This is a genomic window from Pseudarthrobacter sp. NamE5, from assembly GCF_005796225.1.
Lineage (GTDB): Bacteria > Actinomycetota > Actinomycetes > Actinomycetales > Micrococcaceae > Arthrobacter.
Genome location: NZ_VAHO01000024.1, coordinates 1 through 25,635, shown reverse-complemented (window position 1 = coordinate 25,635; position 25,635 = coordinate 1). Strand labels below are relative to the sequence as shown.

The following is a 25,635-nucleotide window of genomic DNA, read 5'->3' as shown; positions in this document are numbered from 1 at the left end:
AGAGATGCCCTATACTATTGAGCGAGTTGTACGCCGGAATCAAATGACCGCCTGTTTTGAGCCCCAATACGGCTACGAAACATGTCAGCTCGAGCTGTTCTCGCATCCTGCGAGTCACCTATCGTTACAGCAATTTGACAATTAGGGCAAAGGCCAACGAATTGGTGTGCGCAGTCCAAGGGAGCTTCGCCTTCCCCACAAGGCAACAAAACTTTCACAGGCCATTTATACCATCTTGATGCTGGCAATCAGCATTCGTAAAGCAGAGCGCTACGGATATGTCGTGCTGTAGTCACTCAGCCAACCGGAGCGCTCATTTCGCTCTAGCGATGGTTACTTTTGCATCGCCATCACTACATCCTTCAGGCAAACTTGAGTGTGGGCCCAGCAGGTTCTCAACTTGCTGGGCTTTCACGTGTTTATCCCAAGACTCATCGACTATTGGGCCCATAACCAGCAGCTCAGGAGCGCAGCTCGTTTAGTTGCGTTGGCACCAAGGGACTCTCCTAGCCTGCAATCCTCACTGTTTATGAGCGACTTTCTTTATTCAAGTGGACGATAGGGGCAAAGAACTTTTCATCACGCTTGGGTTTTCAAAATGACAACCGGCAAACATCAGCCACGCTGACACCTAACACTCACCTGTCTGCCCCGGAATAATGAAAGCGGCATCCTCGTCGCTCTACTGTTGCAGCGCGTCAGCGAGTCCGGAAGGTCGTTTCGAGGCAGGAAAGCACCGCCCATGACACCCTACCTATCCCAAGTCTCCCATGGTCTTGGGACCGAACCAGACGTGGTCGAAGGCTACACGCCCTCCATTATTGGGCCAGTCCACCACGAGACCGAGTAACACCGTGGAACAGTTAACCGGCGCGGTGAAATCGACGGAGTATTTTGTCCATGCAACATGTTCCGCAAGCACCGGTTTAGTACGCACTTCCGCGCCCGCTATGGGCGACTGTCCGTAGTCCAAAGGAACGCAATGCCCATATGCGCTGTGCGAGGCCCAGGTGGACCCCTGAACTGCTCTGGCCCGGAAAGAGTAGGTATATGTCACGCCTGGAACAACTTCAACCGCCTGAGCGACTCGGGAATAGGTTGAAGGCGGAGCGTAGAGGTGCAACGACCGGTTCCCCGCCAGACCTGTCTGCGGCCTTTCCGTCACGATCTCAAGCTGTGCGCTTCCGCTCTTGAACCAACGCCATGGCAGGGCGTCGGTAGAGTTCTCTTCGAAGCCGGCGTTGGCCACCATGCGATGAGAACCAAAGGCTTCCGAAGCAGTTATCAGCTCAACGCCCAAGGCCTTCGCTAAATCAAGAAGTTCTATGAGCTGCGCGGTAGTTGGGTTGAACTGCGTGTCTAAATTATGAAAGTAGAGCGAAGCCAGAACTGGTCTTTTCGCAGCCTCCCTTACCATGGCCAGGCATTGGGCATGGCTGGCGCCGTCCACTCCGGTTCTTCTGATCAGGCTTGGAGTTTGGCTGTACCTCGGATAAATTGCTGCCTGATTATACTGCGACGTATCGAAGACTCGGTCGTAGCGGAGGTACAAGTCCACATCAGTGGCTAAATTGCGCCCGCCTGAGGCAGTCCCGAAAGGATATGCAAAGGAAGTGACAGGCACCCCCGTGATTTTTTCAAGGATAAACTTCGGCTGCTCGAATTCGGTTGACCGCTGCTCGGGCGAAATAGACGTCAAGTTCGCGTGGGTTAACGAGTGCGCACCCACCTCGTGACCATTTTGGGCCATAGCCACTATATGCGCCTCACTAATTTTTGAGTGCCCGTTCAATAGGCCTGGAGTTATGAAGAAGGTCCCTTTCTGCCCTCGCTCGTCCAAGAATCTCCTGACGGTATCCATCGCCATAAAGGCATCATCCATTGACAAGACAACTGCGCCTTTACCGGTTGGTGCGGACCTAGCCGGTGCCGTGATAGTGGCAGAGGCAGGAACAGCCGGGAATAGCGAAAGCGCACCGACCCCTGCGGCGGCGGCAGTGCCAGCTGTCAGCAAACGACGACGCCCGATGGCATCGGAGGGGGATGTAGCTGCGAGCGCTGCGTCTGAGGATATGGCGCCACCCCTATCCTCAACGGCGGCAGTCGCTGAGGTTGATTTCGGTGATTTCGCTTTTACCCTCGGAACATCGCGAACGCATCCCCATTGAATCGCCCCAGAAATTCGAGAAAAAACAGATATCATTTTGACCCCCCGTATCTCGAGCTATCTCCCTATCGCGGAAAAGTGAGTGCGCGTGAGCACCAATGAAGCGCTCTTGTCTTTGCATATGGGCCGATTAGAACTTCTGCCCTGCGCTAATTCAACAAAGCAGGGTGAGGTCTAACATGCGTATGTGGTACCTGTTTTTTCGAAGGACCATCCGCTAAGAGACTACTCAAGTACTCACTTTCTAAAGCGTGCTTCTCGGTAAATACCTAGACGCTGCTCCTGCCGTAGCGGCAATAATGTGAAATGTGACGGTCACAACAGGCGACGCCAGGAGGACTCCTGTTACTGGTGGTAGATAGCGAGTGGGAGGTGCCCGCATTTCATGGAACCTTGGCGCTCGTCGGTCGTCTCCAGCGCGCGCTTGCGCCGTATCCTCGAGAGCACATGGACCGGCATGAGGCTTACTCGCCCCTCAATAAAAGGGTTGAGTGAGACGTCCGATAGAACTGTGCAGCCCTCTAGAAGGCGACGACGTGCTGCAGTAAAAGCATCGAGTCACGTCTTTCTTCGACATCGCGTGTGTTCGCACCCACATGACCACCTGGCCGGTACCGGCATTAATCGTCATGATCAAAAGCGAGACGCAGAATCACAGCCTCACGTTAGGTCCGGTTGACGGTAAGAAGAGGTACAAGGGGATATGTCATGTTCGCCCGAAAAAACTGAAACATGTGTTAGGAGGACGATTACGCTGCTGACAGCGTCTGGCCTGGCACAGGCAAGGGCCCGGCCAAGTAGACAGCCCCACGTCCCTACGACCGCTCCCGCGGCGGCCCCTGCATCCCGCCCCACTAAAATATCTGCTAAGCCACTTGTTTCCTGCCGAGCAAACATGGGGTTTTCCTTAGTGAGCACCTGCGCCAGCAAAGACTGCGCGGAATGTCTTTAGTAGGATGACGATATCGCCCACGAGCGACCAATTCTCTACGTAGTAAAGATCGAGCCTTATGCTCTCTTCCCACGTCAAGTTGGATCTACCACTTACCTGCCACAAGCCGCTCATCCCAGGGCTAACGTAAAGACGCCGGTGCGCATCGGAGTCGTATAGGGCGACTTCGCCGGCCCGTTGCGGTCGTGGCCCTACGAGGCTCATGCTTCCCGTGACTACGTTTATTAGTTGCGGCAGTTCGTCCAGAGAATACTTGCGGAGGACTTTTCCTACACGGGTTATCCGAGGATCGTCCTTGACTTTGAACAGCGGGACATTGCCTGTTCCCTGTTGGCGCAGCAGAACCTGCAACTCCTGGTCCGCGTCTGTGCGCATCGACCGGAACTTGAGCATGTTGAAAGAAGTGCCTCTGATTCCTATCCGTTCCTGCTTGTAGAACACTGGCCCTGGACTAGTAGATCTCACCAATACCGCAACCAATAAGAACACCGGTGACAACAGGACCAGCAAGAGGACTGCGGTTATGATGTCGAATGCACGCTTCGCTACTCGCCGACCGCCCGTCAGCTTTGGTGTCGAGACGTGGATGAGCGGCAATCCAGCGACTGGTTGGGTATGGATCCTCGGGCCAGCAACATCTGTCAGTGAGGGTGCCAGAATCATCGATACGTGGGAAGCCGCTAGGGTCCACCCAAGTTGACGAAGATCCCTAGGTGACAAGTCACCTTCAGCGGCCACTGCTACCGTATCCGCACCGACCTTATCGATTGCACGCATTATTTGGTCTAGACCGCGGCCGCTTCCGATGACCCGGACAGACAGTTCGCGCTCGTCGCTATTGGATGTCAGGAATGCTCCTATTGGAGCATAACCGGCTTGCGGGTGGCTCCGAAGTGAACGTACAACATGCTCCGCACTCGCGGCTCCCCCTAGGACGAGTACTTTCGAAGAACTGAATCCTTGAGATCTTTCTAACGCAAGGTGCTGACGCAAAATCCAACGGCCGAGGACTAGACCCAAAACACCGACCGGCAAGGCAATCCCCACGTATCCCCGTGCGGTGTCGAATCGAGCGGAGTAAGAAAGGATTGCAATGATACCGAACAACCAAAGTGAGCTGGCAAAAACGCGTTTGTATTCTTCCGGCCCGAAACCCAATACTTTAGGATCTCGTGTTCCCCAGAGACCAAGCATCAACCACCACCCGACAGCCAGGGCAGCGGTCAGAGCAAGATAAAGTCCTGTCTCTCTACTAAGCGGGCCTTCATCGGTTCCCACCCTCAATATGAGAGCGCCTGCGGTTGCCCATACTACGACCACACCATCCACTACTCGAAGTCGGCGGGCATAGCGAGTACGCCACTTCACAGACTCACACATTTCGACGTCCCCCGATTAGACCAACAGCTCTCCACCTAGGTGAGCACAGTAGATGATACCGGCAGTACGACGGGACCCTGATTCTAGTTGCTAACATGACTTGACTGCGGCAAGTTGCACGAGAGGGATGGGGGACCTTGTCGGTTCATACTTTGCGTCCAGAGCGCTCCCTGAGCTCCTTGCGGTTCGATGATTATTCGTCCTGCCAGTTCGAGTCCTCCCACGCGCGCTGTTGACCTTGTCAGTGGCGACTTAATGAAAGCGGAAAAATGCTGCCCACTAAGACCATTGATGTCTCCGTGGTTATTCCCTCTGTGGGAAGGCCAGAACTGAGGAAAGCCGTAGAAAGCGTCATCGCGCAGGACTATTCAGGCGGGGTCGAGGTGCTGGTCGTTTTCGATCGGGACGAAGCGAAAACAACCAAAGAGATGCTGGAAGCAGCTGAGGGCGCGCACCGCGTTCTATTCACTGGTGGTGGCAAAAGAGGTGGTTTCGCACGAAACCTCGGTGTTAGATCAGCCCAGGGAAAGTGGATAGCTTTTCTAGATGATGACGACACATGGTTTCCTGAAAAGCTGCGCATTCAGTTAGCGGCCGCATCCCGATTCACTGCTCAGGGGGCGCTGGTTATAGGATCCCGAGCGGTTCAAAGTGTCACAGGGACGACATCCACCGCCAAAATCACCGGCGTACCGGCGGTGCTGATCCATCCAGATCAGGACATTGCAAGTTATCTGTTCCGCCGTCGACGCGCTGGTTCAACGCGGGCTTCCTTTTTTGCTTCGACAGTTATGGCTCCTAAGGAACTTTGCACACGCGTTCCATGGGATGAGAAGCTGACCAGGCATCAAGACTGGGATTGGCTTCTGAAGCTAGGACGTGAAGCAGACACGCAATTTATTCAAGCTAAAGAGGAACTGGTCGATATCTACGTTGGGACTGCTGGTTCAATCTCGGCCGGGAGCGACTGGGTAACCTCCCTTGAATGGGCGAAATCAGCGTTGGGCAGCTATGGAGCGCAAACTGAAGCCGACTTCCTGGCTGGACAGACCCTCCGCTACGCGCTTCAAAAGCACGACCTAAAGGGTGTACTTGCTATAATCCGCCGCCTAATCGGCCTTCGACGTTTCCCCAGCGTTTCCCCTCTAGCACTCGGCATTTCTGGTGTTCTTCCCAGAACGTGGATTCAACGACTAATGCGGTTTATCAAGTGACCTTCGTCACTCGAGGGCTGGAAATTCCCCGCTATAAGGAGTTCCTATGAGTACTGGTAAATTCCGTGTCACTTTTGTCGTGTCAGGACTGACTCCGACCCTAGGCCTTGAGCGTGTGACCCTAAACCTTATCAAAGCTCTTGAGCAACATCTCGAGATCCGCGTGATAGTCATTGGGGGTTCAGATGCCGACAAGAACTTGGCGAGTCGCGTGGAAGTTTTGGGCCCTCCCTTACAAGGGTGGCAACGTCTCCGTAGCCTTGCAAGGCTTTACTCGTGCTCCCGCAGGAGCGACTTAGGCACAGTGGTGTTGGTAGGAGTATGGACGGCTGTACCTTGGCTACTCGTGGCCCCGGCCTTCGCTTCCAGAACCGTCGTTTGGGAGCACACCTTGCTTAGGGAGAAGCTCTTGCACTCTCGACCCCTGCGAATTTTGAAGCTCATGTCCCGGTGCCTTTACAGAAGGGCGGATCATGTCGTGGCCGTCAGCAGCCCCGTCGCCGAAGACATGCAGGAATACGGCAACATTCGACGAATTACAGTCATTCCCAACGTTGTGGAAGCACCAGCTCCCAGGGACATTGAGCAGGCACTGGTAAAGCCCCCAATCGCCGGCTGCCATATTGTCTGCGTAGGGTCGCTTACAACGATCAAGGCTCAGCACCTTGCCCTCGAAGCCCTGGCACTTCTGGACGAACAGTACTCGCTCGCGGTAGTCGGATCTGGGCCACGTATGACCGCACTGACAGAGCTAGCCGAGCATCTCGGAATCGAAGACCGGGTCGAGTTCACTGGATACCTCGATCGAAATTCGGTGAAGGAGGAACTGCACCAGGCCTCGCTTTTACTGCACTGTTCTGTCGCCGAGACCTTCGGTTTGGTTTACGCTGAGGCGGCTGATGCTTTCGTTCCTGTGCTTACAGTCGATACGCGTGTAGCGCGGTATATGGTACCGCGCTATTCACCGGGATGGATTTCGGAGGCAACGCCGGAAGCATTGGCTAAGGCTATTCGCGAAATTCACAGGACTACGCCATTCCCTACTGAGGCGTATATCGAGGCAGCGCGTCTCCGCGGCCTAGACTTTGGCGTTGAGCGGATCCGTGGGGACTGGTTGCGGCTGTTGACGGACCTATCGTCTCTGGATGCGCGATCCGCAGCAACAACCAAGGGAAATCCGTGACAACGCTGATTGGATTCGGCATCGTCCTGCTTGCTGCGACAAGTTTCGTAGTTCAAATTTGGGCCGTTCGTAGGTCGGGATTGACAGCCCGTAGCCCTCTGGTCTTTGTTGGCTTGGTTCTCGTTATGCTTGCGAGCTTATTGTATGAAGCTGGAATGCTGATTAGAGGTCAAGCTGGACAGCTTTCCATTATTGCGTTAATGCTGATGATCGTACTAATTGCCGCATCCAAAAGTATTCGTTCGCGGATGACGCATCAGATCTCGCTTGCCGCATTCTTGCCAGCCTTTATTGCCGCCGCGCTTTTCAGCGTTAATGCATTGATGAACGCCGAAATCGCCTTGCAACAGATATTAGGTCGTTCGCTCGGAATTCTGTCCTTGGCTTTGCTCGGCTTTGTCTTTTGCTTGTCAAAGCTGCAGTTACGCGACGTTGCTGCTGCCATGGTTCTTGCAATTAGCCTTATGTTTGCGATGTCTCCACTCAAGGGTCTGAGCTGGCGTCCATGCGACAAATTCAAGTGCGGGCCCTTCGACGCTCTTTACACTGGCCCTTTTCAGTCCGAAAACACCGTCGCTTTGTTGTGCGGAATTGGTGTCTTGTGCGCCTTTCTTACATATAGGGATAGGAAAAGTGTTATCGTGATACTCACATTCGCGTTAACTCTCTATGCCACGGAGTCAAGGACATCACAACTGGCTCTTGCTGTTGGTGTGGCGGTGTGGCCCCTGGCAGCGATAGCAACATCATGGTGTCGGAAGGCGACCACGTCACGAGCGCTAACAGAACGTAGTCGACTCTTAATCGTTTGGGCAAGTCTCGGCACAGTCGCACTGTTCATCGTAGGATTTTGGCTTGTCGTCGAAGCGGAACCGTCGGACTTCAGCAACAGGGGTAACGTCTGGATACTCGGATTGTCCGCTCTCGGGGAGGACTGGGTCTCGGGTCTTGGTGTCGACCGCTGGTACACGTACCAGTCAGTAGGTGCCGTGCCCTCACATTTTCCTCACAGTGAGTACTTATTCTTGCTCTTCACCGGCGGCGTAGGCGCCGTGCTAGGGCTTTTCTGGATCTACACCAAAAGCCTCAGCAATTCGTTCTTCCATCACCGCGCCACGCCCTTTGCGGTTTCATATATCGTTTTTCTAGGCGTTACTGGAATGACGGAACTTTTTTGGAACCCGATTGCGGCCGATGGCAACGCTCTTGTGATGCTCCCCCTTATTTTCCTTTTATCTATAACGAAGACAAAGGGATCTATAGCGACGCAAGGAACAACACCAGCGCTACAGGATCAGCGACGATCACACACACACACACACCTAACCCCTCGTCATAATCGCTCTTGACCACTCTTATATGCGGTAGACACGAAGCGAAAGAATTAGCGTGGCTATAGACACTAAGCTGCTGAGAAAAAGCGTGCTAGCCCTTTTTGCCGGGCAGGTTTCGAAGCTTGCAATACAAGCGGTCTATTTTGTCGCATTAGCGCGTATGCTCGGTCCTACGGACTACGGCGCGTTTGCGGCAGTGTTGGCTTTGGCGGCTTTAGTCTCGCCCTTCTCAAGCCTAGGTACCAATACACTGATGGTTAGGAACGTAGCTCAAGACCCGGTCACAGCGCGGTACGAGTGGAAGAGGGCATTGGTCTTCACGGCCTTCGGTGGCATGATCAGCTCGCTGCTGCTAGCCTCCGCTTCTCACTGGGTTGCCCCGGCAGATGTATCTTGGGCGGGGATTTTTTATGTTGCGGTGGCCGACCTCGTGGGACTTCGCTTAGTCGACTTGGTCGGCTCGTTCCGGCAAGCGGTTGGCAGCAGCCGCGCACTGGCGATTTTGCCCTCGCTTGCAAACACATGCCGCTTGGTGGCAGCTGTTACAGCAAATCTGGCCCTCGGGACACTTTCCCTCGAGACTTGGTCGTGGATTTACGCAGCCGCCACATTGCCATTGGGCGCAGGCGTTGCGGTACTAACTACAGTCAGGATCGGATTTTATAGGGGTAAGACGAAAGTAACTCCCCGTGAGATGCGGGAGGGTCTCCTGTTCGCCACAGCCCTTGCCTCTCAGAACGTGTATAACGATATCGACAAAGCGATGCTGGGGCGACTTGTGTCTGCGACAAGCGCAGGCATCTACTCGGCTGCCTACCGAATTATAGATATGGCTTACGCTCCCATTCGCAGCGTATCTGCGGCCGCTTATCCCCTCTACTTCAAGGAGGGCAAGAGCGGCCTACGAAGCGCCCTCAAGTTGACCCGCAAGATCTCATTTCTGGTTCTCGGCTATGCGGTTGTGGGTGCCATTGGTGTCGCATTCGCTGCGCCCCTCGCACCAGCGATCTTAGGCACCGACTACAGCGAAGCAGTCCAATACATCCAGCCGATGGCCTGGCTGATCATTCTGAGGGCGGGCTCGTTTCTAGCCGCTGACACTTTGACCGGCTGTGGACACCAAAGCTACCGGACGGCGGTTCAAGCAAGCATGGCAGCAATCAACGTTTGCATGAACTTTTATCTGCTTCCCCAATACGGCATAGCAGGCGCAGTCATCTCGACTCTCCTCTGCGAGGCTCTTTTAGGATCGCTTCTCTGGCTCTATATCGTCGTACAGCTCCAGAGAGCCCCTGAAGTTGCGCCACGTGCCAGTGCACGGCGAAAACGCGGCCGCCACAGGGCTTCATCACGGGTTTAGCTGTGGGCGCTAGTATGCGCCAGTGGCATTGCACGCTGCGTTCCAACACACACATACTACGAAAAGGTATAGGAACCAATTTTGCAGCTGCCATGCCCAAGTTAGAATCACGACGCGGATCAGCATAAGATTTGTCGGGGGGCTGTGTACTGCAGCAACTGATTCCTGCTGCACTCGGAAAGGCCACTCAAAATGGAACTTAGAGACTACTTGCGTGTCCTGCGACGCAACTGGGTATTGATGGTGAGCCTAGCTCTCATCGGGCTTTTGACTGGCGGTGCTGTTTCTCTGCTCATCAAACCTACTTACACAGCTAATGCTCAACTCTTTGTAGCCATACAAAGCTCAGGCTCCGTTCAAGAGTTGCAGCAAGGTAACACGTTCAGTCAAGCGCGTGTTCAGTCTTATGCAAAAACGGTAGAAACGCCGGTAGTCCTCCAGCCAGTGATCGACACCCTGGGCCTACCTATCACACCGGAAGAGCTAGCCGCAAAGGTGAAAGCTACTTCTGACCTGAACACCGTATTGATCACAATATCCGTGGAAGACGATTCACCGGTCGAAGCAGCAGCGATCGCTCAAGGAGTCAGCGACAGTCTAGTGAAGGCAGTCGATGCCTTAGAGAAGTCCGATAAATCCAGCACCTCCCCCGTTAAGCTCTCGATTGTGACTCCGGCAGTGGCACCTCGGGAAGCCTCGGCCCCGAACACGCGAATAAACCTAGCACTCGGTCTTCTGGCAGGAATCTTTCTTGGTGCCCTCGCAACCCTCGTTCGGGCAACCCTAGACAACAAAGTGCGCAGTGAGGCTGACCTGCAAAAAATCACCGATGCGCCGATTCTGGGCGGCATAGTTTACGATCGCGAGGCTGTGAAGAGTCCACTCATCCTGGAGCACCAAGACCAGACTCCTCGTGCAGAGTCATTCCGAAGGCTCCGAACCAACATCCAGTTCGCCAATCTGGGACAGCAATCTGGTGCAATCATGGTGACTTCATCACTTCCGGGGGAGGGAAAAAGTACTACTGCTGCAAACCTCGCGATAACTCTTGCGAAGTCCGGTCAATCCGTTGCACTTGTTGACGCCGACCTTCGCCGGCCGATGATCGCTGAGTACCTTGGATTAGAGGGTAGTGCCGGCCTTACAACAGCATTGATTGGTAGTGCCGAAATTGGAGATCTTCTCCAAATATGGGGTGAGGACCAGCTCTATGTACTCTCTTCTGGGAAGGTACCCCCGAACCCCAGCGAACTCCTGGGATCAGACGCGATGTCGCAGGTCATCCGCGAACTTGAATCGATGTTTGACGCGGTGATTATTGACGCGCCGCCGCTCCTCCCCGTGACAGATGCGGCAGTTCTGTCCCAGCATTTGGGTGGGGTGGTCTTGGTGGTTGGTAGCCAAACTGTAAAGCAGGGGGACGTTGAGAAGTCGCTTCAAACACTCGATCTAGTCGAAGCCAAAGTACTCGGCGTTGTTATGAACATGCTTCCGAGCAAGGGGCCCGATGCATACGCCTATGGTTACCAAAGCTACGCATCCCACCAAGAACTAGAGTCCTCAGGGACCCGGCCTGCGGAACCCGCTGCTGAGCAGTCTCGTTCCGCGTCACGCTTCCCTGCAGCAGCCAACAAATAAGTCGCATCGAATTCCCTTTACATCGTGCTGGTAGCAAATCGAGAATGCAACCTGCTTCGACCAGCGCGCCCTCAGAAAAACACCTCTTCAGGAACGGACGGTACTAATGACGAATGTCGTGGTAATTGGCCAAGGATACGTAGGTTTGCCCCTAGCACAGGGAGCAGTGCATGCGGGATTATCGGTAACCGGGTTTGACCTTAACGAAAAAACCGTAGATAGCCTGAATTCCGGATTATCACACATCGATGACCTGCAGGATTCTGACATTGCAGGCATGATCGCTAGCGGGTACCGGGCCAGCAATGATCCGACTGCAATAAAGGATGCAGACGTGGTGGTGATTTGCGTGCCAACCCCCCTGGGAGAAGCTGGAGTGCCCGACCTCGGAGCCGTCGTATCCGCGACCAAGACAATAGCCACCGAGTATTCTCCTGGCACACTCATAGTTCTTGAATCTACAACTTACCCGGGTACTACTGACGACCTGATCCGTCCAATCCTCGAGTCAGGGGGCCGCCTCCTCGACCAAGATTTTTTCCTTGCATTCTCACCCGAAAGAATTGATCCGGGGAATCAGACTTACGGATTGAAGAACACCCCAAAAGTTGTGGGCGGGATATCCGCAAAGTCAACTAAGTTGGCTTCGGAATTCTATTCAAAATTTGTTGACACAGTGGTGACGACAAAAGGGGCGAAGGAAGCAGAGACCGCGAAGCTTCTGGAAAACACTTACCGGCACATAAATATCGCCCTCATGAATGAGATGGCTCGCTTCTGCCATGAGCTGCACATCGATCTTTGGAATGTCATTGAGGCTGCCAAGACTAAGCCCTTTGGCTTTCAGGCCTTTTACCCCGGTCCGGGCGTAGGTGGCCACTGCATCCCGATTGACCCCAATTACCTGAGCTACCAGGTGAGGAAGTCCTTGGGTTACCCGTTCAAGTTCGTGGAGTTGGCAGAGGAAGTGAATAACTCCATGCCTGCTTATGTGGTTGAGCGAGTGCAAGATATCCTCAATAACGCGCAAAAGAGCCTCAATGGATCGACAATTTTGTTACTTGGCGTCACATATAAGCCGAACATCGCTGATCAGCGCGAGTCGCCAGCAACCCCAATAGCGCAATTACTTCGCCGCAAAGGAGCTATTGTTTCCTACCACGATCCAAAAGTAGGCACATGGCGGGTCGATGATGCGACACTCGAAGGAGAGCAGGACCTTCATACGGCCATTCAGTCAGCTGATCTCGTTGTCCTTCTTCAAAATCATGCCGAATACGATGCAGACGCGCTCAGCCAAAAGGCTTCACTATTCTTTGACACAAGAGGCGTCACGTCGAGCAGTGCAGCCATTCGGTTGTAGTTGTTATGCCGATACTGGCTTCGCTGCAGCTAATTACCCGTGGCGCATGCGTAACGGGCGCATACCGCGTTGTGCCCTCATCATGGTTCGCCCTGCAGACTCACTAAGGCTTCGGGCTGAGAGGCTGCCTGTATCAGCGCACATTAAAAGCCTGTCGCCTATTAGGAAGGACGTGCACCGACATGGAAGGTAGCACTGTCGAACAACGCTCCCCCGGTCCTGGCTTGAGCGACGAAAGCGCGAAGCCGGACAGGAGCAAGACATTGCGATGGGCAGTGCTTGGACTCATTATCGCCCTCGCGGCGGCAGTCGGATTTGGACTGACTTCCACTGCCAACTCCGTGAAGCGAGAGCTCCAAGCCGCAGTTGAACTGCTACCACAGTTGGAGAAGTCTGTCGCTGCCGGCGAGTCGTCGGCGGCAATAAGCACTGTTGCAGCACTTAAAGAACATACGGCCAAAGCACGTGCAGATACAGGCAGTCCGCTTTGGACGCTCGCAGCCTTGCTGCCGTGGATCGGGCCGAACCTCCAGGCTGTCACAGATGTTGCAGTTAGTGCCGACGACATAGCCCGACTAGGGGCCGAGCCCCTTGTTTCCACTTTCCAGTCTTTGGATTGGAAATCTCTAGTGCCGGACCAAGACGGAGTCGACCTTGCGAAGTTGCAGGCGGCAAACCCCAAATTGCAAGCCGCTGCTCATGCCGTCACGTCTTCGTCCGAACGGTTAAATGGCATCGAAACTTCTGCATTGCTGCCTCAAGTTGTTGAGCCGCTCGTCGAGGCTCAAACGCGGTTAGGGGAACTTAGTGAAAGTTTGGAAGCCGCAACAAGAGCTGCAAATATTGCCCCCGTAATGTTGGGGGCTGATAGCCCTCGAACCTATCTGCTGATGGTCCAGAACAATGCGGAACCTCGTGCTACTGGCGGCATACCCGGTGCTCTTATAACACTTCATTTGGACAAGGGGCTCCTGACTTTGGGCACGCAGTCCAGCGCCAGCGCCATAGGTACAGTCTCCCCCCCTGTGCAGGTTGACGAAATTCAAAAGCAGATCTACTCGGGCCGCCTGGGGAAGTTTATGCAGGATGTTAATCTGACGCCCGACTTTCCCTCAGCAGCAAGCACCGCGCAGCTTATATGGGAAAAGCACACAGGGCAGAAGACCGATGGGATTATCTCCGTCGATCCAGTGGCGCTTAGTTATCTGCTTGAAGCCACCGGAGGCGTAAGTCTTGCAGCCCCCGAGGGCGTTCAGCTTCCATCAGAACTGACAAGTCATAACGTCGTAACGACACTGCTCTCCAAGGTTTATACGGAAATACCCGCTCCCGACGCCCAGGACGTGTACTTTGCGATGGTGGCCAAGCAGATATTCGATGCTCTTGGAAACGGCCGGAGTGATCCACGACTACTTGTCGATGCTATTTCAAAGGGAGCGGAAGAGGGCAGAGTGCTACTTTGGTCTTCAAGGCCTGAGGAGCAAAGAATAATTGAAACTCATCGTGTTGGTGGCGCCATAACGGGCCTAAGTGTCCAACCTGCACAGTTTGGGATTTACCTGAACGACGGCACAGGCGCGAAGATGGACTACTACGTCAAACGGACTGTGAAGCTGATCAAACAATGCCCGCGGGATGGATACAGCGAAACCGTAGTCCAGGTCACCAGTACTAACACTGCTTCCGAAAGCCTGGCTGATTCCTTGCCCACTTACGTAACAGGTGGTGGGAATTTCGGTGTTCCGTCGGGTTCCGTTCAGACAAACGTTGCCGTTTATGGTCCGGTCCAAGCTCAGATTGAATCAGCAAAGCTGAACGGCGCGAGAACAGAGTTCGCACCATATCTGCATGACAACCGACCCCTTGGCATCCTGGCCGTCCGCCTTGCTCCCGGGGAAAGCAAGACTGTTGAGTTCACTTTCGGAAAGATTGTGCAGCATGCAGAACCAAGCGTGGTCGTCACGCCTACCGTGCAACCGGTCAAGGACGTGACTATGGCAACGGAAAATGCAAGTTGCAGCTAACTTCGGCGCCAAGATTAATATAAAGTAAACCGTCTAGATTGAGATTGCTCCTTGAGGACCACAGATGGTAGCGTCGTTCTTGGGATTTTATCCGTTGTTCTGCACAGGGTCTCGTGCGGAGGGGAAGCTCCCCAGACATCGGGTACATCAAAACTTAAACGCCTCCGGGGGGACACATGAAAAAGACACTCGCATCAATCGCGCTTGCCAGCTCCATCGCCTTTGTTGGTTCCGCGCCTGCAATGGCCGGAGAGCCGGTTCCTTACCCAGCACCGGCTCCGACAGGTGCCACTGTTTCCGATGGTACCCTCGCGCCGGGTGAGACCTTCGTCTTCACTGGCCAGGGATTTTTGGCCGGTGAGCCTGTAACGATCACGATCACTATTGCGCCCGCAGGTGGCACAAACGCTGGCGGCACTGCACTGTCCGCAAAGATTCCTGTTTATCAGGCCCCTCAGACACTTAGCACAACCGCTGATGCTCAGGGCAGGATCTCTGTCCCGCTGACCATCAACGAGCCGGGCACTTACTCGATCACTGCTAAGGGCAGCACCTCGGGTGTAACCGTTGGCCCGGTCATCGTTACCGTTGCCGCTCCTGTAGTTCCTGCAGCAGCATCCGGCAATTCTGCTGCAAACGCGAGCAATGGCGGCGGTCTAGCTGCTACCGGCGCTGACTCCGGCCTGGTTCTTTGGACTCTGGTCGGTGCGGGTGCAGTGGCAGCCGGTGCAACCTCGGTAGTGGTTGTTCGCCGCCGCGCCAAGTCTGAGGCTGCTGCATAACTGCACCACCAATAACCACTGATGAAGGTGGGTGAACTCCAGAAACGGAGAACACCCACCTTCTTCGTTTAAGGTTTCGAAAGAACTCAGCCGCCGAGGTGGCGGCCCGAGTTGTGGTATCAATATGGACTATGGGGAGACATTGGCGGCGCGCACCACGGCAATACGACTTCTCCCTGGTCCCCAAGGGGTCCGCTACGGTCTTCTGTTCCTTCTTGCGGTTTCAGCCCTCGGTGTCGCTGCGCTAGCCCTGCTACAGACCTCCTGAGGACCCCTTGAAGCTCCTCGAGAATGTCCGGCTCTGGCGTCTAGTCCTCATCGCCATGATGATTCCTCTGGCCCTCATCGCTTTCTGGCCCACCCCGGTGGACCAGCCCATCCAGGGCCTACTTACACGCCTCCTTCGGTTCCTCCACCGCAACGGAATTCCGGACTGGTTCAGCTACACATTTGTCGAGGCTTCCGCAAATGTTGCGCTTTTTATCCCCATAGGATTCATAAGCTCACTTGCTTTTCCAAAAAAGCCCTGGTGGCGGATAGGCGCTTTTGGCCTACTCATTTCCGGCCTCATAGAACTGGGCCAACTTTTGTTTCTTCAGGACCGCTTTGCAAGCCCAGGGGACCTTGTAACAAACGCGTCAGGAGCTGTCATCGGCGCGCTTCTGGTAACCGCGGTGCTTAAAAAACTACAGGTCCGCCGCCTTCCGGCCGCGGACCTGTAAGCAGGTTTGTAGCGTCGCTTAGTTAACGAAGCCCTTCATCCAGGTCTTTAGGTCCTCGCCGAACTCCACGCGCTCGGACGCCAGAGTGATGACGGCCTTGAGGTAGCTCAGCTTGTCGCCGGTGTCGAAGCGGCGGCCCTTGAAGACCACGCCGTACACGCCGGAGCCTTCGCCCTCGCCTGCGGCCAGGGTCTGAAGTGCGTCGGTCAGCTGGATCTCGCCGCCGCGGCCCGGTTCGGTCTTCTCCAGGACGCCGAACACAGACGGGTGCAGCACATACCGGCCGATGACGGCCAGATTGGACGGCGCCTCCCCCACGGCAGGCTTTTCCACGAGGCTGTTGACGCGCACGAAGTCCTCGCCGTCGACAGGAGTGATGTCTGCGCAGCCGTAAGCACTGATCTGGGACGGATCCACCTCGATCAAGGCGATCACAGAGCCGCCGGTCTTCTGCTGCACCTCCATCATGGTGCTCAGCAGGTCCTCGGCCTCGTCAATGAGGTCATCGCCCAGCAGCACAGCGAACGGCTCGTTGCCAACGTGCTGGCCAGCGCACAACACCGCATGGCCCAGGCCCTTGGCTTCGCCCTGGCGCACATAGTGGATCGGGCCCAGCTCGGAGGCGTACTGCACAGATTCCAGCTTGTCCTTGTCGCCCTTGAGCTCAAGCGCGCGCTCCAGGCCGGGCTCGCGGTCGAAGTGGTCCTCAAGGGAGCGCTTGTTGCGCCCCGTGATCATCAGCAGGTCGGTGAGCCCGGACTTCACGGCTTCCTCGACGACGTACTGAATGGCCGGCCTGTCTACGACCGGCAACATTTCCTTCGGCATTGCCTTGGTGGCGGGCAGGAAGCGAGTCCCCAATCCGGCAGCAGGAATGACGGCTTTGGTGATAGCTTTCCCCGTAGTCATAGGTTGAACCTTACAAATCAGCGGTGGTCTAAGGCAATTTTTCCGTCTTGAAGCTCATGGAGGTCGCGCACAACTTTCGGTACGGAACGAAGGAAACAGAAGGACCTTCAGCCCTACAACCACGATGCCGCAGGGCGGATCCTCGAAGAAGAACCCATTAGGGCATGCCGCCCTTCCCTCGCGACCCCTCCCCTACGCCATGCACTCTCACCGGACAATGCCAGCCCACCACGCCACCACAACGGAAGCGCCGGCGTTCGCTGCCGTGCCTTCCTCAACAGGAATCCCGAAAAGGCGGTACTGATGACCTCGTCTCCGTCCACGCCCCTGGCTCTCATCAAGCAGCATCCGGTGGCAGCCTTCGTGGTCATCGCCGTCGGGCTGTCATGGACCGGCCAGATCCTGTCCATCCTGCTGCTGGGCAATATCCTCCCCGGAATCCTCGCCGAACTGCTGATCCTGCTGGGAACGGCCATCCTGGTGACGGGCGCCGCCGACGGTCGCCCAGCGGTCCGCGAGCTCTTCCGCCGGGCGTTCCGCTGGCGGGTGGGCCCGGCCTGGTACGTGGTAGCGGTTCTGGCCCTGCCCGTGCTGACTGCTCTCATTGCTGCAGCCACGGGCACCTTCCACCCGCCAACTAACGGCTGGCCATCCCTGACAGGAGACTATCTGCTGAACACCCTGATCATCGGCGCCCTTCTGGGCAACATCTGGGAAGAGCTCGCCTGGACCGGCGTGGTGCAGCACCGTCTCATGGACCGGCACGGGCCCGTCATCGCCGCCCTGCTGACCGCCGTCCCGTTCGCACTGATCCATCTGCCCTTCGCCTTCGCGGAGAGGGGCTTCACCGCCACGCCCTGGACCGACGTCGCTCTCTCCTGGGCGGTGCTGTTCCTTTTCGCCCCGTTCTTCCGCCTGCTTATGGGAACCGCCTACGTGGGAACGGGCTACAGCCTGCTCATCGTGGGGCTGCTGCACGCGTCCTTCAACGCCTCCGGGTCCACGAAGCTTGACGTGTTCGACGGCGAGTGGCAGCAGATTGCCGCCGTGATCGTCCTGCTGGGGATTGTTGCCGCGGCCACCGCGTCACGTACGCTCCGCGCAAGGCCGGCCGCCGCGTAGATGGCGCCGGTGGCAGCACTCAGCCGTTGCCCTTGTCGTCTTCCTTGTCGCCTTCCTTCTTTTCCTCCTCCTTCTGCTTCTCGGCCTCCTTCTTCGCCTCTTCTTCCTGCTTCTTCGCCTCTTCTTCCTGCTTCTTCGCTTCCTCTTCCTGCTTCTTCGAGTCTTTATCTTCTGAAGGAGCAGGCGCCGGGGAATCCTGGGTGGGCGCAGGCTCCGGCGCCGGGGCCATGGCTGCCTCCAAATCGCTCCTGATGGTGCCGATGGCAGCCTCGATCCTGCCCTTTCGCTGCTCCGACATCCGGCCCTGTTCGGCAGCGGCCGTGACCTCCTGGCCCAGCTGATCGAGCTCCGCCAGGGCCGTCGGGAAGTCCTGCTGGGCGGCATGCTGCTTTGCCGTGGCCACCCGCTGCTGCAGCTGCGCTGCCACTCCGCCGTCGAGGTCGGGCTGGCCGGCGCACGAAGTCAGGACAAGCATGGCAACGCCGGCGGCCAGGAAGCCGGCCAGGAGTTTGCGCAGTGGAGCGTGGATCATGGCGTGACGCTTTCCTCGAGTTCCTTGAAGTGTTCGCCCAACTGGCCGGGGATGGTTGGACCCGGGGTCTCCACCGGTGCGGGGGCCGGCCGCTGGAGGGTGGTCAGCAGCACCAGGACAAGGACGACGGCGATCGCGGCCACCGCCGCCAGGACCCACCACCGGCGTCCACGTACCTGCCCGAATCTTTCCCGCAGGCGCTGGCCGGTCTGTACGGGCTGCGCCGAGGCCGGGGCGCGGGCCGGCATCTGCGGGGCAGGCTGCCAGGAGGTGGCGTTGGTTGCCTGGCTCTCCTGCAGGGCAGGCAACTGCCCTCCTCGCGGCGCGGCCGGGGAGGCGGAGGAAGGCTTTCCGGCTGCGTGCGGGTCCAGGACCTTGGTGGCCGGAGGGGCTGCTGCGAGGACTGCCTCCGTTAGGGGTGCCTCTTCCGCGGGCAAAGCCCAGCCGGCGCCGGTGCCCAGCGCTGCAGCGACGGCGGCCGCATCGGGCCGGTCCTGCGGGTCCTGCGCTGTCATGGCCGCGAGCAGGGACGTCCACTGCGGCCCTAGGGAATCGGGAATGTGGGGACCGTGCGAGAGCCGGGCTACCGCGGCTTCCAGCGGAGGTCCGGGAAACGCCACCGAGCCGGTCAGGGCCTCCAGCAGGACCAGCCCCAGGGAGTAGATGTCCGCCGGCGGACCTACCTTGTCCCCTCGGGCCTGTTCCGGGCTGAGGTAGGCGGCAGTCCCGGGGACCATGTTGGTGGCGGTGACCCGGACGCCGTCGAGCATCCGCGCGATGCCGAAGTCCGCGAGCTTGGGCCGCAGCGGAGCATCAGCCGCGTAGCGGGTCAGGAGGATGTTGGCGGGCTTCACGTCGCGGTGCACCACGCCGCGGTGGTGGATGTACTGCAGGGCTTCGGCCAGTTCTGCGCCCAGCCGTGCCGTTTCAGCACCGGTCAGGGGTCCGGCTGCAAGGTGCCGGTGGAGGTCGGTTCCGGGAACGAGCTCCATGACCAGGAAGGGCACTTCCTGCTGGCCCCGGACCAGTGTCCCGGTATCAAAGAGCGTGACAAGCCCGTGGTGGTTCAGCTGCGCGAGCATGCGGGCCTCTGACTGCTGCCTGGCCAGTTCCTCGGGGCCGGAGATGTCCTCTCGGAAGATTTTCAGCGCCACCTCCCGGTCCAGGACAAGGTCCGTCCCGCGGTACACGCTCCCCATGCCGCCGTGGCCCAGCACTTCGCCCACCCGGTACCGCTCGCGCAGTACTGTGCCGGCCATACCGGTGTCCCTGTTGTCGGTCACTGCGCACCTGCCTTCCCTTGGGACTTACTCTAGCGATCAGCTCGTGAGAGCTGCCGTTGGATCCCTCTTTCTTGTACTGCAGACGGCAGGGCCCTCAACGGTTAGAATTCTTTCACTTCACCATGGCCCAGGATCCATTTTTTGCCTGCGCCAGTCAGCCGGGGGATTTAATGATCGAACTAACGCACGAGATGGCACAGAAAATTAATCGCGCAGCTCAAGTCATGAGCGGGCTCACCAGGGCCGCTTCCCAGGATTGCGGCTGGGTCCGCACCAATACCGATCTGCATGCCGAAATCCTTGAACTGCAAAATGACCTCAGGGACTACGCGGCAAGCGTCATGGGGTCCGGAGACATGAGCCAGCACTTGATGGAAGCGCACGCCGTCGGGAACCAGCTGCATGAGTTGTTCCAGTCCTCAGCCATCCCGGATCTTTCAGCTTCGACAGATGACGGTGCAGAAGAAGGTCTCGAACCCTACCCGGAATCGGTGCCCTCCTGATCAAAGCCGTCATTGCCGCCAACGAATAGGGCTGGCGTTAGTGGTTTCACCTTTGGCCGCAAACGGCTACTCCAGTAATCCGGCAGTTATGTCCGGCCGGTAAATCGCGGCTCCCGCTTCTCCTGGAACGCCCGGAAGCCCTCGGCGTAATCGTCGGTTTTGCAGAGCCTCGCCTGCTCGGCGTTCTCCTCCGCCATGGCCTCCCACAGGCCCAATCGCTGGTCACGGATATGCGCCACCAGCTCCTTGCTGGCGGTGAACGCCCCGGTGGCGCCGCGGGCAACCTTGGCCACGATGCCCCGGGTGTTCTCCAGCAGCTCGTCCGCGGGCATGGCCCGGCTGAACAGCCCCTGCGCCACCGCCTCCGCTCCGGAGATCAGGTCCGCCGTGTAAATCAGGTCCAGGGTCCGGTGCATGCCCAGCCGCTCGGTGAAGTACCAGTGCCCGCCCGAATCCAGCGTGGCCCCCAGCTTGGCGAACGGCGACCCGAACTTCGCGTTCTCCGCCACGTACACCACGTCCGTGGCCAGCAGCAGCCCCAGCCCCACGCCCAGGCACGCGCCGTGCGCTGCCGCGAACGTTGGTGCCGGGAAGGAGGCCATCTTCTTCAGCAGCGGCTCCACCAGCCCGCCCAGGTACGCGGCGGCGTCGTCGCTGTCCGGCGAGACGTTCGAGATGTCGCGGCCCGCGCAGAAGGCCCGCCCCTCTCCCCTCAGCAGCAGCGCCCGCACCTCACCGCGGAAGGCGGCGGCAGCAGCGTCGTCGTACGCCTGGGACAGCTCCTGCAGCGCCTGCTCATCCAGGGAGTTCAGCTTCTGCGGCGCATCCAGCACAACCTCGGCCACGTTGTTGCTGATGGAAAGGGAGATCATGGGGCTCCTTGTGGTGAGTCGGGGCACTGCCTAGACGTCGAAGTCGACGGTGACTTCCTTGCTGGTGGGGTGGCTTTGGCAGGTCAGCACGTAGCCCCTGTCCAGCTCATCCTGCTCCAGCGCGTAGTTTTCGTCCATGGTCACGCTGCCGGTGACCACCTTGGCCCGGCAGGTGCCGCACACTCCCCCGGCGCACGCGAACGGCACGTCCGGCCGGACCCGCAGCGCGGCGTTGAGGATGGACTCGCGGGCGTGCGTGGGGCTGGCTACCTCGCCCTGCAGTCCGTCCAGCTTGAAGGTGATCTTGTACGTCTCCTTGGACTCGTCCACCAGCACGGGCCGGCCGGCGTGCCCCTCCGGTTTGTCCGGCTTGCCGGACGTGAACAGCTCAAACCGGACGTTCTCCGGCTTCACCCCGCGCTCGGCCAGTGTGTCCCGGCACAGCTGCACCAGCTCAAACGGCCCGCACAGGAACCACTCGTCAACATCTTCCGCGTGGATGGCCGTGCCCAGCAGCTGCTGGAGCTTCCCGGCGTCGATCCTTCCGCTGAGCAGCGGCGCGATCCGCTGCTCGCGGGACAGCACGTGGTGGATGGCCAGCCGCTGCGGGTACTTGTCCTTCAGGTCCGCCAGCTCCTCCAGGAACATCACGTCCATCGCGGCCTTGTTTGCATAGATGAGGTCAAACCGGCACTCCGGATTCTTGGCCAGCAGGGTGCGGGCGATCGCGATCACCGGGGTGATCCCTGAGCCGGCTGCTATTGCAACGAAGCTCGCCTCGCCCTGGCCCGCGACGTCCCCGGCCAGCTGCTCCGGGTTGTTCATGGAGTTCATCCGGTTCTGCTCCACGGCCTTGCCGTCCCGGCCATGCTTGGACACGAACGCGCCCATGGGGCTCATGACGTCCAGGGTGTCCCCCACCTTGAGCTCGGCGTTGGCCCAGGTGGAGAACAGCCCGCCCAGGTCCTTCTTGATGGCCACGCGGATCTCGCTGGTGCCGTCCTCGAAGCTGCGCGGCTCTGCGCAGATGGAGTAGCTGCGGCGCACCTCGTGCAGCTCGCCGTCCTCGTTGGGCAGCTTGGTGCGCAGGGCCACGTACTGTCCGGGCAGGTAGTCGAAGTGGCCGGCGAACTCCGCGGGGACGTGGAAGGCGACCTCGATGGCGTCCTCGGTGAGCCGGCGCACCTCCTTCACTTCAAGCGTGTGGAAGGACGGACGACGGCGGCCGGTGGCCTGCGCCTCTTCGGCGGCGGTCTGGCGGACAACAGGCATGGGGCTTCCTTACAGGACCTTAAAGTAGTCGAACGGTTCCCTGCAGTCCTGGCAGACATACAGCGCCTTGCAGGACGTGGAGCCGAAGCGGGTGAGTTCCCTGGTGTTGAGGCTGGCGCACTGCGGGCACTTGACGGCCATGGTCAGGCGAATGGGGCCGGCGTGCCGGGCTGCCGTTGATTTTCCTGACGGCGGGGCGATGCCGTACTCCTGCAGCTTCTTTTTTCCGGCGTCCGTCATCCAGTCCGTGGTCCAGGCCGGCGACAGGACCAGGTTCACCTCGACGTGCTGGTAGCCCTCCTTTTCGAAGGCTGCTGTGAGGTCGTCCCTGATGGCGTCCATGGCCGGGCAGCCCGAGTACGTGGGGGTGATGGTGACTCTTACCTTGCCGTCCTCCGTCACCTCAACGTCCCGCAGGATGCCGAGGTCCTCGATAGTGAGCACCGGGATCTCGGGATCGACCACGGTTGCGGCGATGTCCCACGCCTTCTGCTGTGCGGTTTTGGTTTTCGGCTCGAAGTCCGAGACGTAGATGGCCATGGCACTCACCATTTCGCCCCGGGGTATTCGCGGGTCAGCACCTGCATCTCGGCCAGGATGTAGCCCAGATGCTCCGAGTGCCTGCCCTGCCGTCCGCCGCCGGTGGCCGCAGGCACGTCCGGGACCTCCAGTTCGGCTTCCCTGAGGACCTCGCCGGTCAGCCGATCGAAGTCCTCCCGCAGGGTGGAAGGCGCGACGGCGGCGCCCGCCCCGGCGAGGCGGCGCGTCAGGTCATCGTCGCGGAACAGTTCCTCGACGTAAGGCCACATCAGGCGCAGTCCGTGGACCATCCGCCGTCGTGATTCCTCCGTGCCGCCGGCCAGGCGCAGGATCCACTGGGCGCTGTGGTCCCGGTGGTAATCCACTTCCTTCACGGCCTTGGCGGCGATGGCGGCCAGGGTTTCGTCCGTTGATCCGGTCAGGCGGCGATAGAGCTCGAACTGGTAGTAGCTCACGATGAACTGGCGGGCGATGGTTACCGCGAAGTCGCCGTTGGGCTGCTCAAACAGCTGCACGGAGCGGAACTCGTGCTCCCGGCGGAAGTAGGCGAGGTCATCCTCGGACTTGGCCGTGCCGTCGTCGTTGGTCATGGCGCCGCCGGCATAGCTGAGGAAACTCCGGGCATGGCCGAGCTGGTCCAGGGCGATATTGCCCAGGGCGATGTCCTCCTCCAGCTCGGGGGCACGGGAGATCCAGTGGCCCAGGCGCTGGGCGAGGATCAGGGCGTCGTCCCCCAGGCGCAGCGCGTACTCGGCGATGTCCTCTGACGGCTTGGCCACGCCGGTGCGGACCTCGAGCGCGATGTCCTCCGGGCGGAGCGCGTTCCCGGGCGTGATGCGGGTGGCGCTGGCGTTGGCTTCGCTCACAGGTGCTTCACCCCTTCGCTCTTGGTGTAGTAGGTGGCGTGCCGGTAGTCCTTGCCCTGGGGCGACTCGAAGAAGCTGCCCTTGGCATCGGGATCGCTGGCGGCGATGGCGTCGGCCGGGACCACCCAAATGGAGACGCCCTCGTTGCGTCGGGTGTAGAGGTCCCTGGCATTCCGGAGCGCCATGGCGGCGTCCGGGGCGTGCAGGCTGCCGGCATGGACGTGGCTCAGGCCACGGCTGGACCGGACAAAGACCTCCCAGAGGCCCCAGGCGGAGCGGTCGTGATGCTGCGGCGGAACAGAGGCGGCTGTAGCGGCCGGCATGCTCGCGGCTGCCGGTGTGTTCGGAGCTGCCCCGGCTGCAGTGTCAGCCGTGGTGTTCGCCGTCGTGTCCGGGCCGGCCGGCACCTTCTGTGCATCGCGGTTGATGTCAACGGATGAGCTGGCGGGCTCTTCCGGGTTGCCGTGGGGGCTCATGCTGCGTATTCCTTCGTCGCCATTGACTGTTTTGCCTGCTGTTTCGCTGCATAGGCGGCCGCTGCCTCGCGGACCCAGGCGCCGTCGTCGTGCGCCTCCCTCCGGCGCTCCAGGCGCTGGGCGTTGCAGGGGCCGCGGCCGGCGAGCACTTCCTGGAACTCGTGCCAGTCCAGCGGGCCGTGCTCCCACTTCCTGGTGTCCTCGTTGTAGCGGATCTGGCTGTCCGGGAGGGTGAGGCCCAGGACCCTGACCTGCTCCACCATCATGCCCACGAAGCGGCTGCGGAGCTCGTCATTGCTGAAGCGCTTGATGTTCCAGGCCATGGACTGCCTGGAGTTGGGTGAATCGTCATCCGGCGGGCCGAACATCATCAGAGCCGGGGCGTACCAGCGATTCACGGCGTCCTGGGCCATCTGCTTCTGCTCGGGAGTGCCGTTGGACAGTTCCAGCAGGATCTCGAAACCCTGGCGCTGGTGGAACGACTCCTCCTTGCAGATGCGCACCATGGCGCGGCCGTAGGGGCCGTAGGAGGCACGGCACAGCGGAACCTGGTTGCAGATCGCGGCGCCGTCCACCAGCCAGCCGATGGCACCCATGTCCGCCCAGGTCAGCGCCGGGTAGTTGAAGATGCTCGAGTAGCGGGCCTTGCCGGCGATGAGGGCGTCCATCATCTCGTCCCTGGTCTGGCCAAGGGTCTCGGCGGCGCTGTAGAGGTAGAGTCCGTGGCCGGCCTCGTCCTGGACCTTGGCCATGAGAATGGCCTTGCGCTTGAGGCTCGGGGCGCGGGTGATCCAGTTGGCCTCGGGCTGCATGCCGATGATCTCCGAGTGCGCGTGCTGGGAGATCTGGCGCAGGAGGGTCTTGCGGTAGGCCGGCGGCATCCAGTCCTTGGGCTCGATGCGTGAGTCCTCGGCAATGATGCGGTCAAAAGCGGCCTGGCCTGCTGCCTCCTCTTCCGGGGATAGCTCAGCTGGCACTGACTGCAAGTTCTGCGCTGCCATGGTTGCTCCTATGCAAAGACCTTCTGGGACGGGCGGAATTATTTACCGACCGTTCGTTCAGGATATGCGGAGGTGCTTCAGGGCGTCAAGCGTCCGCCGCCCCTCCCGCCCTGCCCCTCCCCCTGTGACGCTCTCTCACT

22 protein-coding genes are annotated in these 25,635 nt (G+C 58.8%); 11 read left to right on the top strand and 11 right to left on the bottom strand.

The window, feature by feature from the left end; all coding sequences use genetic code 11:
* Positions 1–754 precede the first annotated feature (754 nt).
* Positions 755–2,203, bottom strand: a complete 1,449-nt coding sequence (locus FDW84_RS18645) for a polysaccharide deacetylase family protein (protein ID WP_138610980.1) — start codon at positions 2,201–2,203, stop codon at positions 755–757.
* Between the two features lie 871 nt (positions 2,204–3,074).
* Positions 3,075–4,499: a sugar transferase gene (locus FDW84_RS18640; protein WP_138610979.1), complete on the bottom strand. Its 1,425-nt coding sequence runs from the start codon at positions 4,497–4,499 to the stop codon at positions 3,075–3,077.
* Positions 4,500–4,768: 269 nt separating this feature from the next.
* Here FDW84_RS18640 and FDW84_RS18635 point away from each other — a divergent pair, with 269 nt between their 5' ends.
* The 9 genes from FDW84_RS18635 to FDW84_RS18595 all read left to right on the top strand — a co-directional run bounded on the left by FDW84_RS18635 (position 4,769) and on the right by FDW84_RS18595 (position 16,119).
* Positions 4,769–5,713 carry a glycosyltransferase family 2 protein gene (locus FDW84_RS18635; protein WP_138610978.1) on the top strand — a complete coding sequence of 315 codons (945 nt, stop codon included), beginning with the start codon at positions 4,769–4,771 and terminating at the stop codon, positions 5,711–5,713.
* 46 nt (positions 5,714–5,759) lie between these two features.
* Positions 5,760–6,896 carry a glycosyltransferase family 4 protein gene (locus FDW84_RS18630; RefSeq protein ID WP_138610977.1) on the top strand — a complete coding sequence of 379 codons (1,137 nt, stop codon included), beginning with the start codon at positions 5,760–5,762 and terminating at the stop codon, positions 6,894–6,896.
* Entirely contained in the window at positions 6,893–8,245 is a 1,353-nt protein-coding gene (locus FDW84_RS18625) for an O-antigen ligase family protein (RefSeq protein ID WP_138610976.1), read from the top strand. Before FDW84_RS18630 ends, FDW84_RS18625 begins: the two co-directional genes overlap by 4 nt.
* 40 nt (positions 8,246–8,285) lie before the next feature.
* Positions 8,286–9,590: an oligosaccharide flippase family protein gene (locus FDW84_RS18620; RefSeq protein ID WP_138610975.1), complete on the top strand. Its 1,305-nt coding sequence runs from the start codon at positions 8,286–8,288 to the stop codon at positions 9,588–9,590.
* Positions 9,591–9,782: 192 nt separating this feature from the next.
* The gene (locus FDW84_RS18615; RefSeq protein ID WP_138610974.1) at positions 9,783–11,228 is read left to right on the top strand and encodes a tyrosine-protein kinase domain-containing protein; all 1,446 of its coding nucleotides are present in this window, start codon (positions 9,783–9,785) and stop codon (positions 11,226–11,228) included.
* Positions 11,229–11,334: 106 nt separating this feature from the next.
* Positions 11,335–12,591 carry a nucleotide sugar dehydrogenase gene (locus FDW84_RS18610; protein WP_138610973.1) on the top strand — a complete coding sequence of 419 codons (1,257 nt, stop codon included), beginning with the start codon at positions 11,335–11,337 and terminating at the stop codon, positions 12,589–12,591.
* 182 nt (positions 12,592–12,773) lie between these two features.
* Positions 12,774–14,615 (top strand): DUF4012 domain-containing protein, encoded by a 1,842-nt coding sequence (locus FDW84_RS18605; RefSeq protein ID WP_138610972.1) that lies wholly within the window; start codon positions 12,774–12,776, stop codon positions 14,613–14,615.
* 176 nt (positions 14,616–14,791) lie between these two features.
* Entirely contained in the window at positions 14,792–15,397 is a 606-nt protein-coding gene (locus FDW84_RS18600; RefSeq protein WP_138610971.1) for an LPXTG cell wall anchor domain-containing protein, read from the top strand.
* A 275-nt stretch (positions 15,398–15,672) separates the two neighbouring features.
* On the top strand, positions 15,673–16,119 hold the full coding sequence (locus tag FDW84_RS18595; protein WP_138610970.1) for a VanZ family protein: 447 nt from the start codon (positions 15,673–15,675) through the stop codon (positions 16,117–16,119).
* Between the two features lie 18 nt (positions 16,120–16,137).
* On the opposite strand, the gene galU is transcribed toward FDW84_RS18595, so the two are convergent.
* Positions 16,138–17,028, bottom strand: coding sequence for a UTP--glucose-1-phosphate uridylyltransferase GalU (gene galU / locus FDW84_RS18590; RefSeq protein ID WP_138610969.1), 891 nt, complete (start codon positions 17,026–17,028; stop codon positions 16,138–16,140).
* 303 nt (positions 17,029–17,331) lie between these two features.
* Between galU and FDW84_RS18585 the strand changes: the two genes are divergently transcribed.
* On the top strand, positions 17,332–18,150 hold the full coding sequence (locus tag FDW84_RS18585) for a CPBP family intramembrane glutamic endopeptidase (RefSeq protein WP_138610968.1): 819 nt from the start codon (positions 17,332–17,334) through the stop codon (positions 18,148–18,150).
* A gap of 19 nt (positions 18,151–18,169) precedes the next feature.
* On the opposite strand, the gene FDW84_RS19430 is transcribed toward FDW84_RS18585, so the two are convergent.
* Entirely contained in the window at positions 18,170–18,682 is a 513-nt protein-coding gene (locus tag FDW84_RS19430; RefSeq protein WP_171046840.1) for a hypothetical protein, read from the bottom strand.
* Complete coding sequence (locus FDW84_RS18575) at positions 18,679–19,965, bottom strand: serine/threonine-protein kinase (protein ID WP_138610966.1); 1,287 nt, start codon at positions 19,963–19,965, stop codon at positions 18,679–18,681. The genes FDW84_RS19430 and FDW84_RS18575 overlap by 4 nt, the downstream gene beginning before the upstream one ends.
* 122 nt (positions 19,966–20,087) lie before the next feature.
* Between FDW84_RS18575 and FDW84_RS18570 the strand changes: the two genes are divergently transcribed.
* Positions 20,088–20,468, top strand: coding sequence for a hypothetical protein (locus FDW84_RS18570; RefSeq protein ID WP_138610965.1), 381 nt, complete (start codon positions 20,088–20,090; stop codon positions 20,466–20,468).
* An 86-nt stretch (positions 20,469–20,554) separates the two neighbouring features.
* On the opposite strand, the gene FDW84_RS18565 is transcribed toward FDW84_RS18570, so the two are convergent.
* Genes FDW84_RS18565 through paaA form a run of 6 tightly spaced genes read right to left on the bottom strand, consistent with a single transcriptional unit; the run spans position 20,555 to position 25,495 of the window.
* On the bottom strand, positions 20,555–21,340 hold the full coding sequence (locus FDW84_RS18565) for an enoyl-CoA hydratase/isomerase family protein (protein ID WP_138610964.1): 786 nt from the start codon (positions 21,338–21,340) through the stop codon (positions 20,555–20,557).
* Between the two features lie 30 nt (positions 21,341–21,370).
* Positions 21,371–22,612 carry a 1,2-phenylacetyl-CoA epoxidase subunit PaaE gene (gene paaE / locus FDW84_RS18560; RefSeq protein WP_138610963.1) on the bottom strand — a complete coding sequence of 414 codons (1,242 nt, stop codon included), beginning with the start codon at positions 22,610–22,612 and terminating at the stop codon, positions 21,371–21,373.
* 9 nt (positions 22,613–22,621) lie between these two features.
* Positions 22,622–23,152: a 1,2-phenylacetyl-CoA epoxidase subunit PaaD gene (paaD, locus tag FDW84_RS18555; protein WP_138610962.1), complete on the bottom strand. Its 531-nt coding sequence runs from the start codon at positions 23,150–23,152 to the stop codon at positions 22,622–22,624.
* Between the two features lie 5 nt (positions 23,153–23,157).
* Positions 23,158–24,018, bottom strand: a complete 861-nt coding sequence (paaC, locus tag FDW84_RS18550; RefSeq protein ID WP_138610961.1) for a 1,2-phenylacetyl-CoA epoxidase subunit PaaC — start codon at positions 24,016–24,018, stop codon at positions 23,158–23,160.
* Entirely contained in the window at positions 24,015–24,494 is a 480-nt protein-coding gene (gene paaB / locus FDW84_RS18545) for a 1,2-phenylacetyl-CoA epoxidase subunit PaaB (protein WP_138610960.1), read from the bottom strand. Before paaB ends, paaC begins: the two co-directional genes overlap by 4 nt.
* Complete coding sequence (gene paaA / locus FDW84_RS18540; RefSeq protein ID WP_138610959.1) at positions 24,491–25,495, bottom strand: 1,2-phenylacetyl-CoA epoxidase subunit PaaA; 1,005 nt, start codon at positions 25,493–25,495, stop codon at positions 24,491–24,493. Before paaA ends, paaB begins: the two co-directional genes overlap by 4 nt.
* Positions 25,496–25,635: the final 140 nt, after the last annotated feature.

Coding starts and splice junctions, on each gene's coding strand:
- FDW84_RS18645 (WP_138610980.1), bottom strand. CDS start 2,203: ATGATATCTGTTTTTTCTCGAATTTCTGGGGCGATTCAATGGGGATGC.
- FDW84_RS18640 (WP_138610979.1), bottom strand. CDS start 4,499: ATGTGTGAGTCTGTGAAGTGGCGTACTCGCTATGCCCGCCGACTTCGA.
- FDW84_RS18635 (WP_138610978.1), top strand. CDS start 4,769: ATGCTGCCCACTAAGACCATTGATGTCTCCGTGGTTATTCCCTCTGTG.
- FDW84_RS18630 (WP_138610977.1), top strand. CDS start 5,760: ATGAGTACTGGTAAATTCCGTGTCACTTTTGTCGTGTCAGGACTGACT.
- FDW84_RS18615 (WP_138610974.1), top strand. CDS start 9,783: ATGGAACTTAGAGACTACTTGCGTGTCCTGCGACGCAACTGGGTATTG.
- FDW84_RS18610 (WP_138610973.1), top strand. CDS start 11,335: ATGACGAATGTCGTGGTAATTGGCCAAGGATACGTAGGTTTGCCCCTA.
- FDW84_RS18605 (WP_138610972.1), top strand. CDS start 12,774: ATGGAAGGTAGCACTGTCGAACAACGCTCCCCCGGTCCTGGCTTGAGC.
- FDW84_RS18600 (WP_138610971.1), top strand. CDS start 14,792: ATGAAAAAGACACTCGCATCAATCGCGCTTGCCAGCTCCATCGCCTTT.
- galU (WP_138610969.1), bottom strand. CDS start 17,028: ATGACTACGGGGAAAGCTATCACCAAAGCCGTCATTCCTGCTGCCGGA.
- FDW84_RS18585 (WP_138610968.1), top strand. CDS start 17,332: ATGACCTCGTCTCCGTCCACGCCCCTGGCTCTCATCAAGCAGCATCCG.
- FDW84_RS19430 (WP_171046840.1), bottom strand. CDS start 18,682: ATGATCCACGCTCCACTGCGCAAACTCCTGGCCGGCTTCCTGGCCGCC.
- FDW84_RS18570 (WP_138610965.1), top strand. CDS start 20,088: ATGGCCCAGGATCCATTTTTTGCCTGCGCCAGTCAGCCGGGGGATTTA.
- FDW84_RS18565 (WP_138610964.1), bottom strand. CDS start 21,340: ATGATCTCCCTTTCCATCAGCAACAACGTGGCCGAGGTTGTGCTGGAT.
- paaE (WP_138610963.1), bottom strand. CDS start 22,612: ATGCCTGTTGTCCGCCAGACCGCCGCCGAAGAGGCGCAGGCCACCGGC.
- paaD (WP_138610962.1), bottom strand. CDS start 23,152: ATGGCCATCTACGTCTCGGACTTCGAGCCGAAAACCAAAACCGCACAG.
- paaB (WP_138610960.1), bottom strand. CDS start 24,494: ATGAGCCCCCACGGCAACCCGGAAGAGCCCGCCAGCTCATCCGTTGAC.
- paaA (WP_138610959.1), bottom strand. CDS start 25,495: ATGGCAGCGCAGAACTTGCAGTCAGTGCCAGCTGAGCTATCCCCGGAA.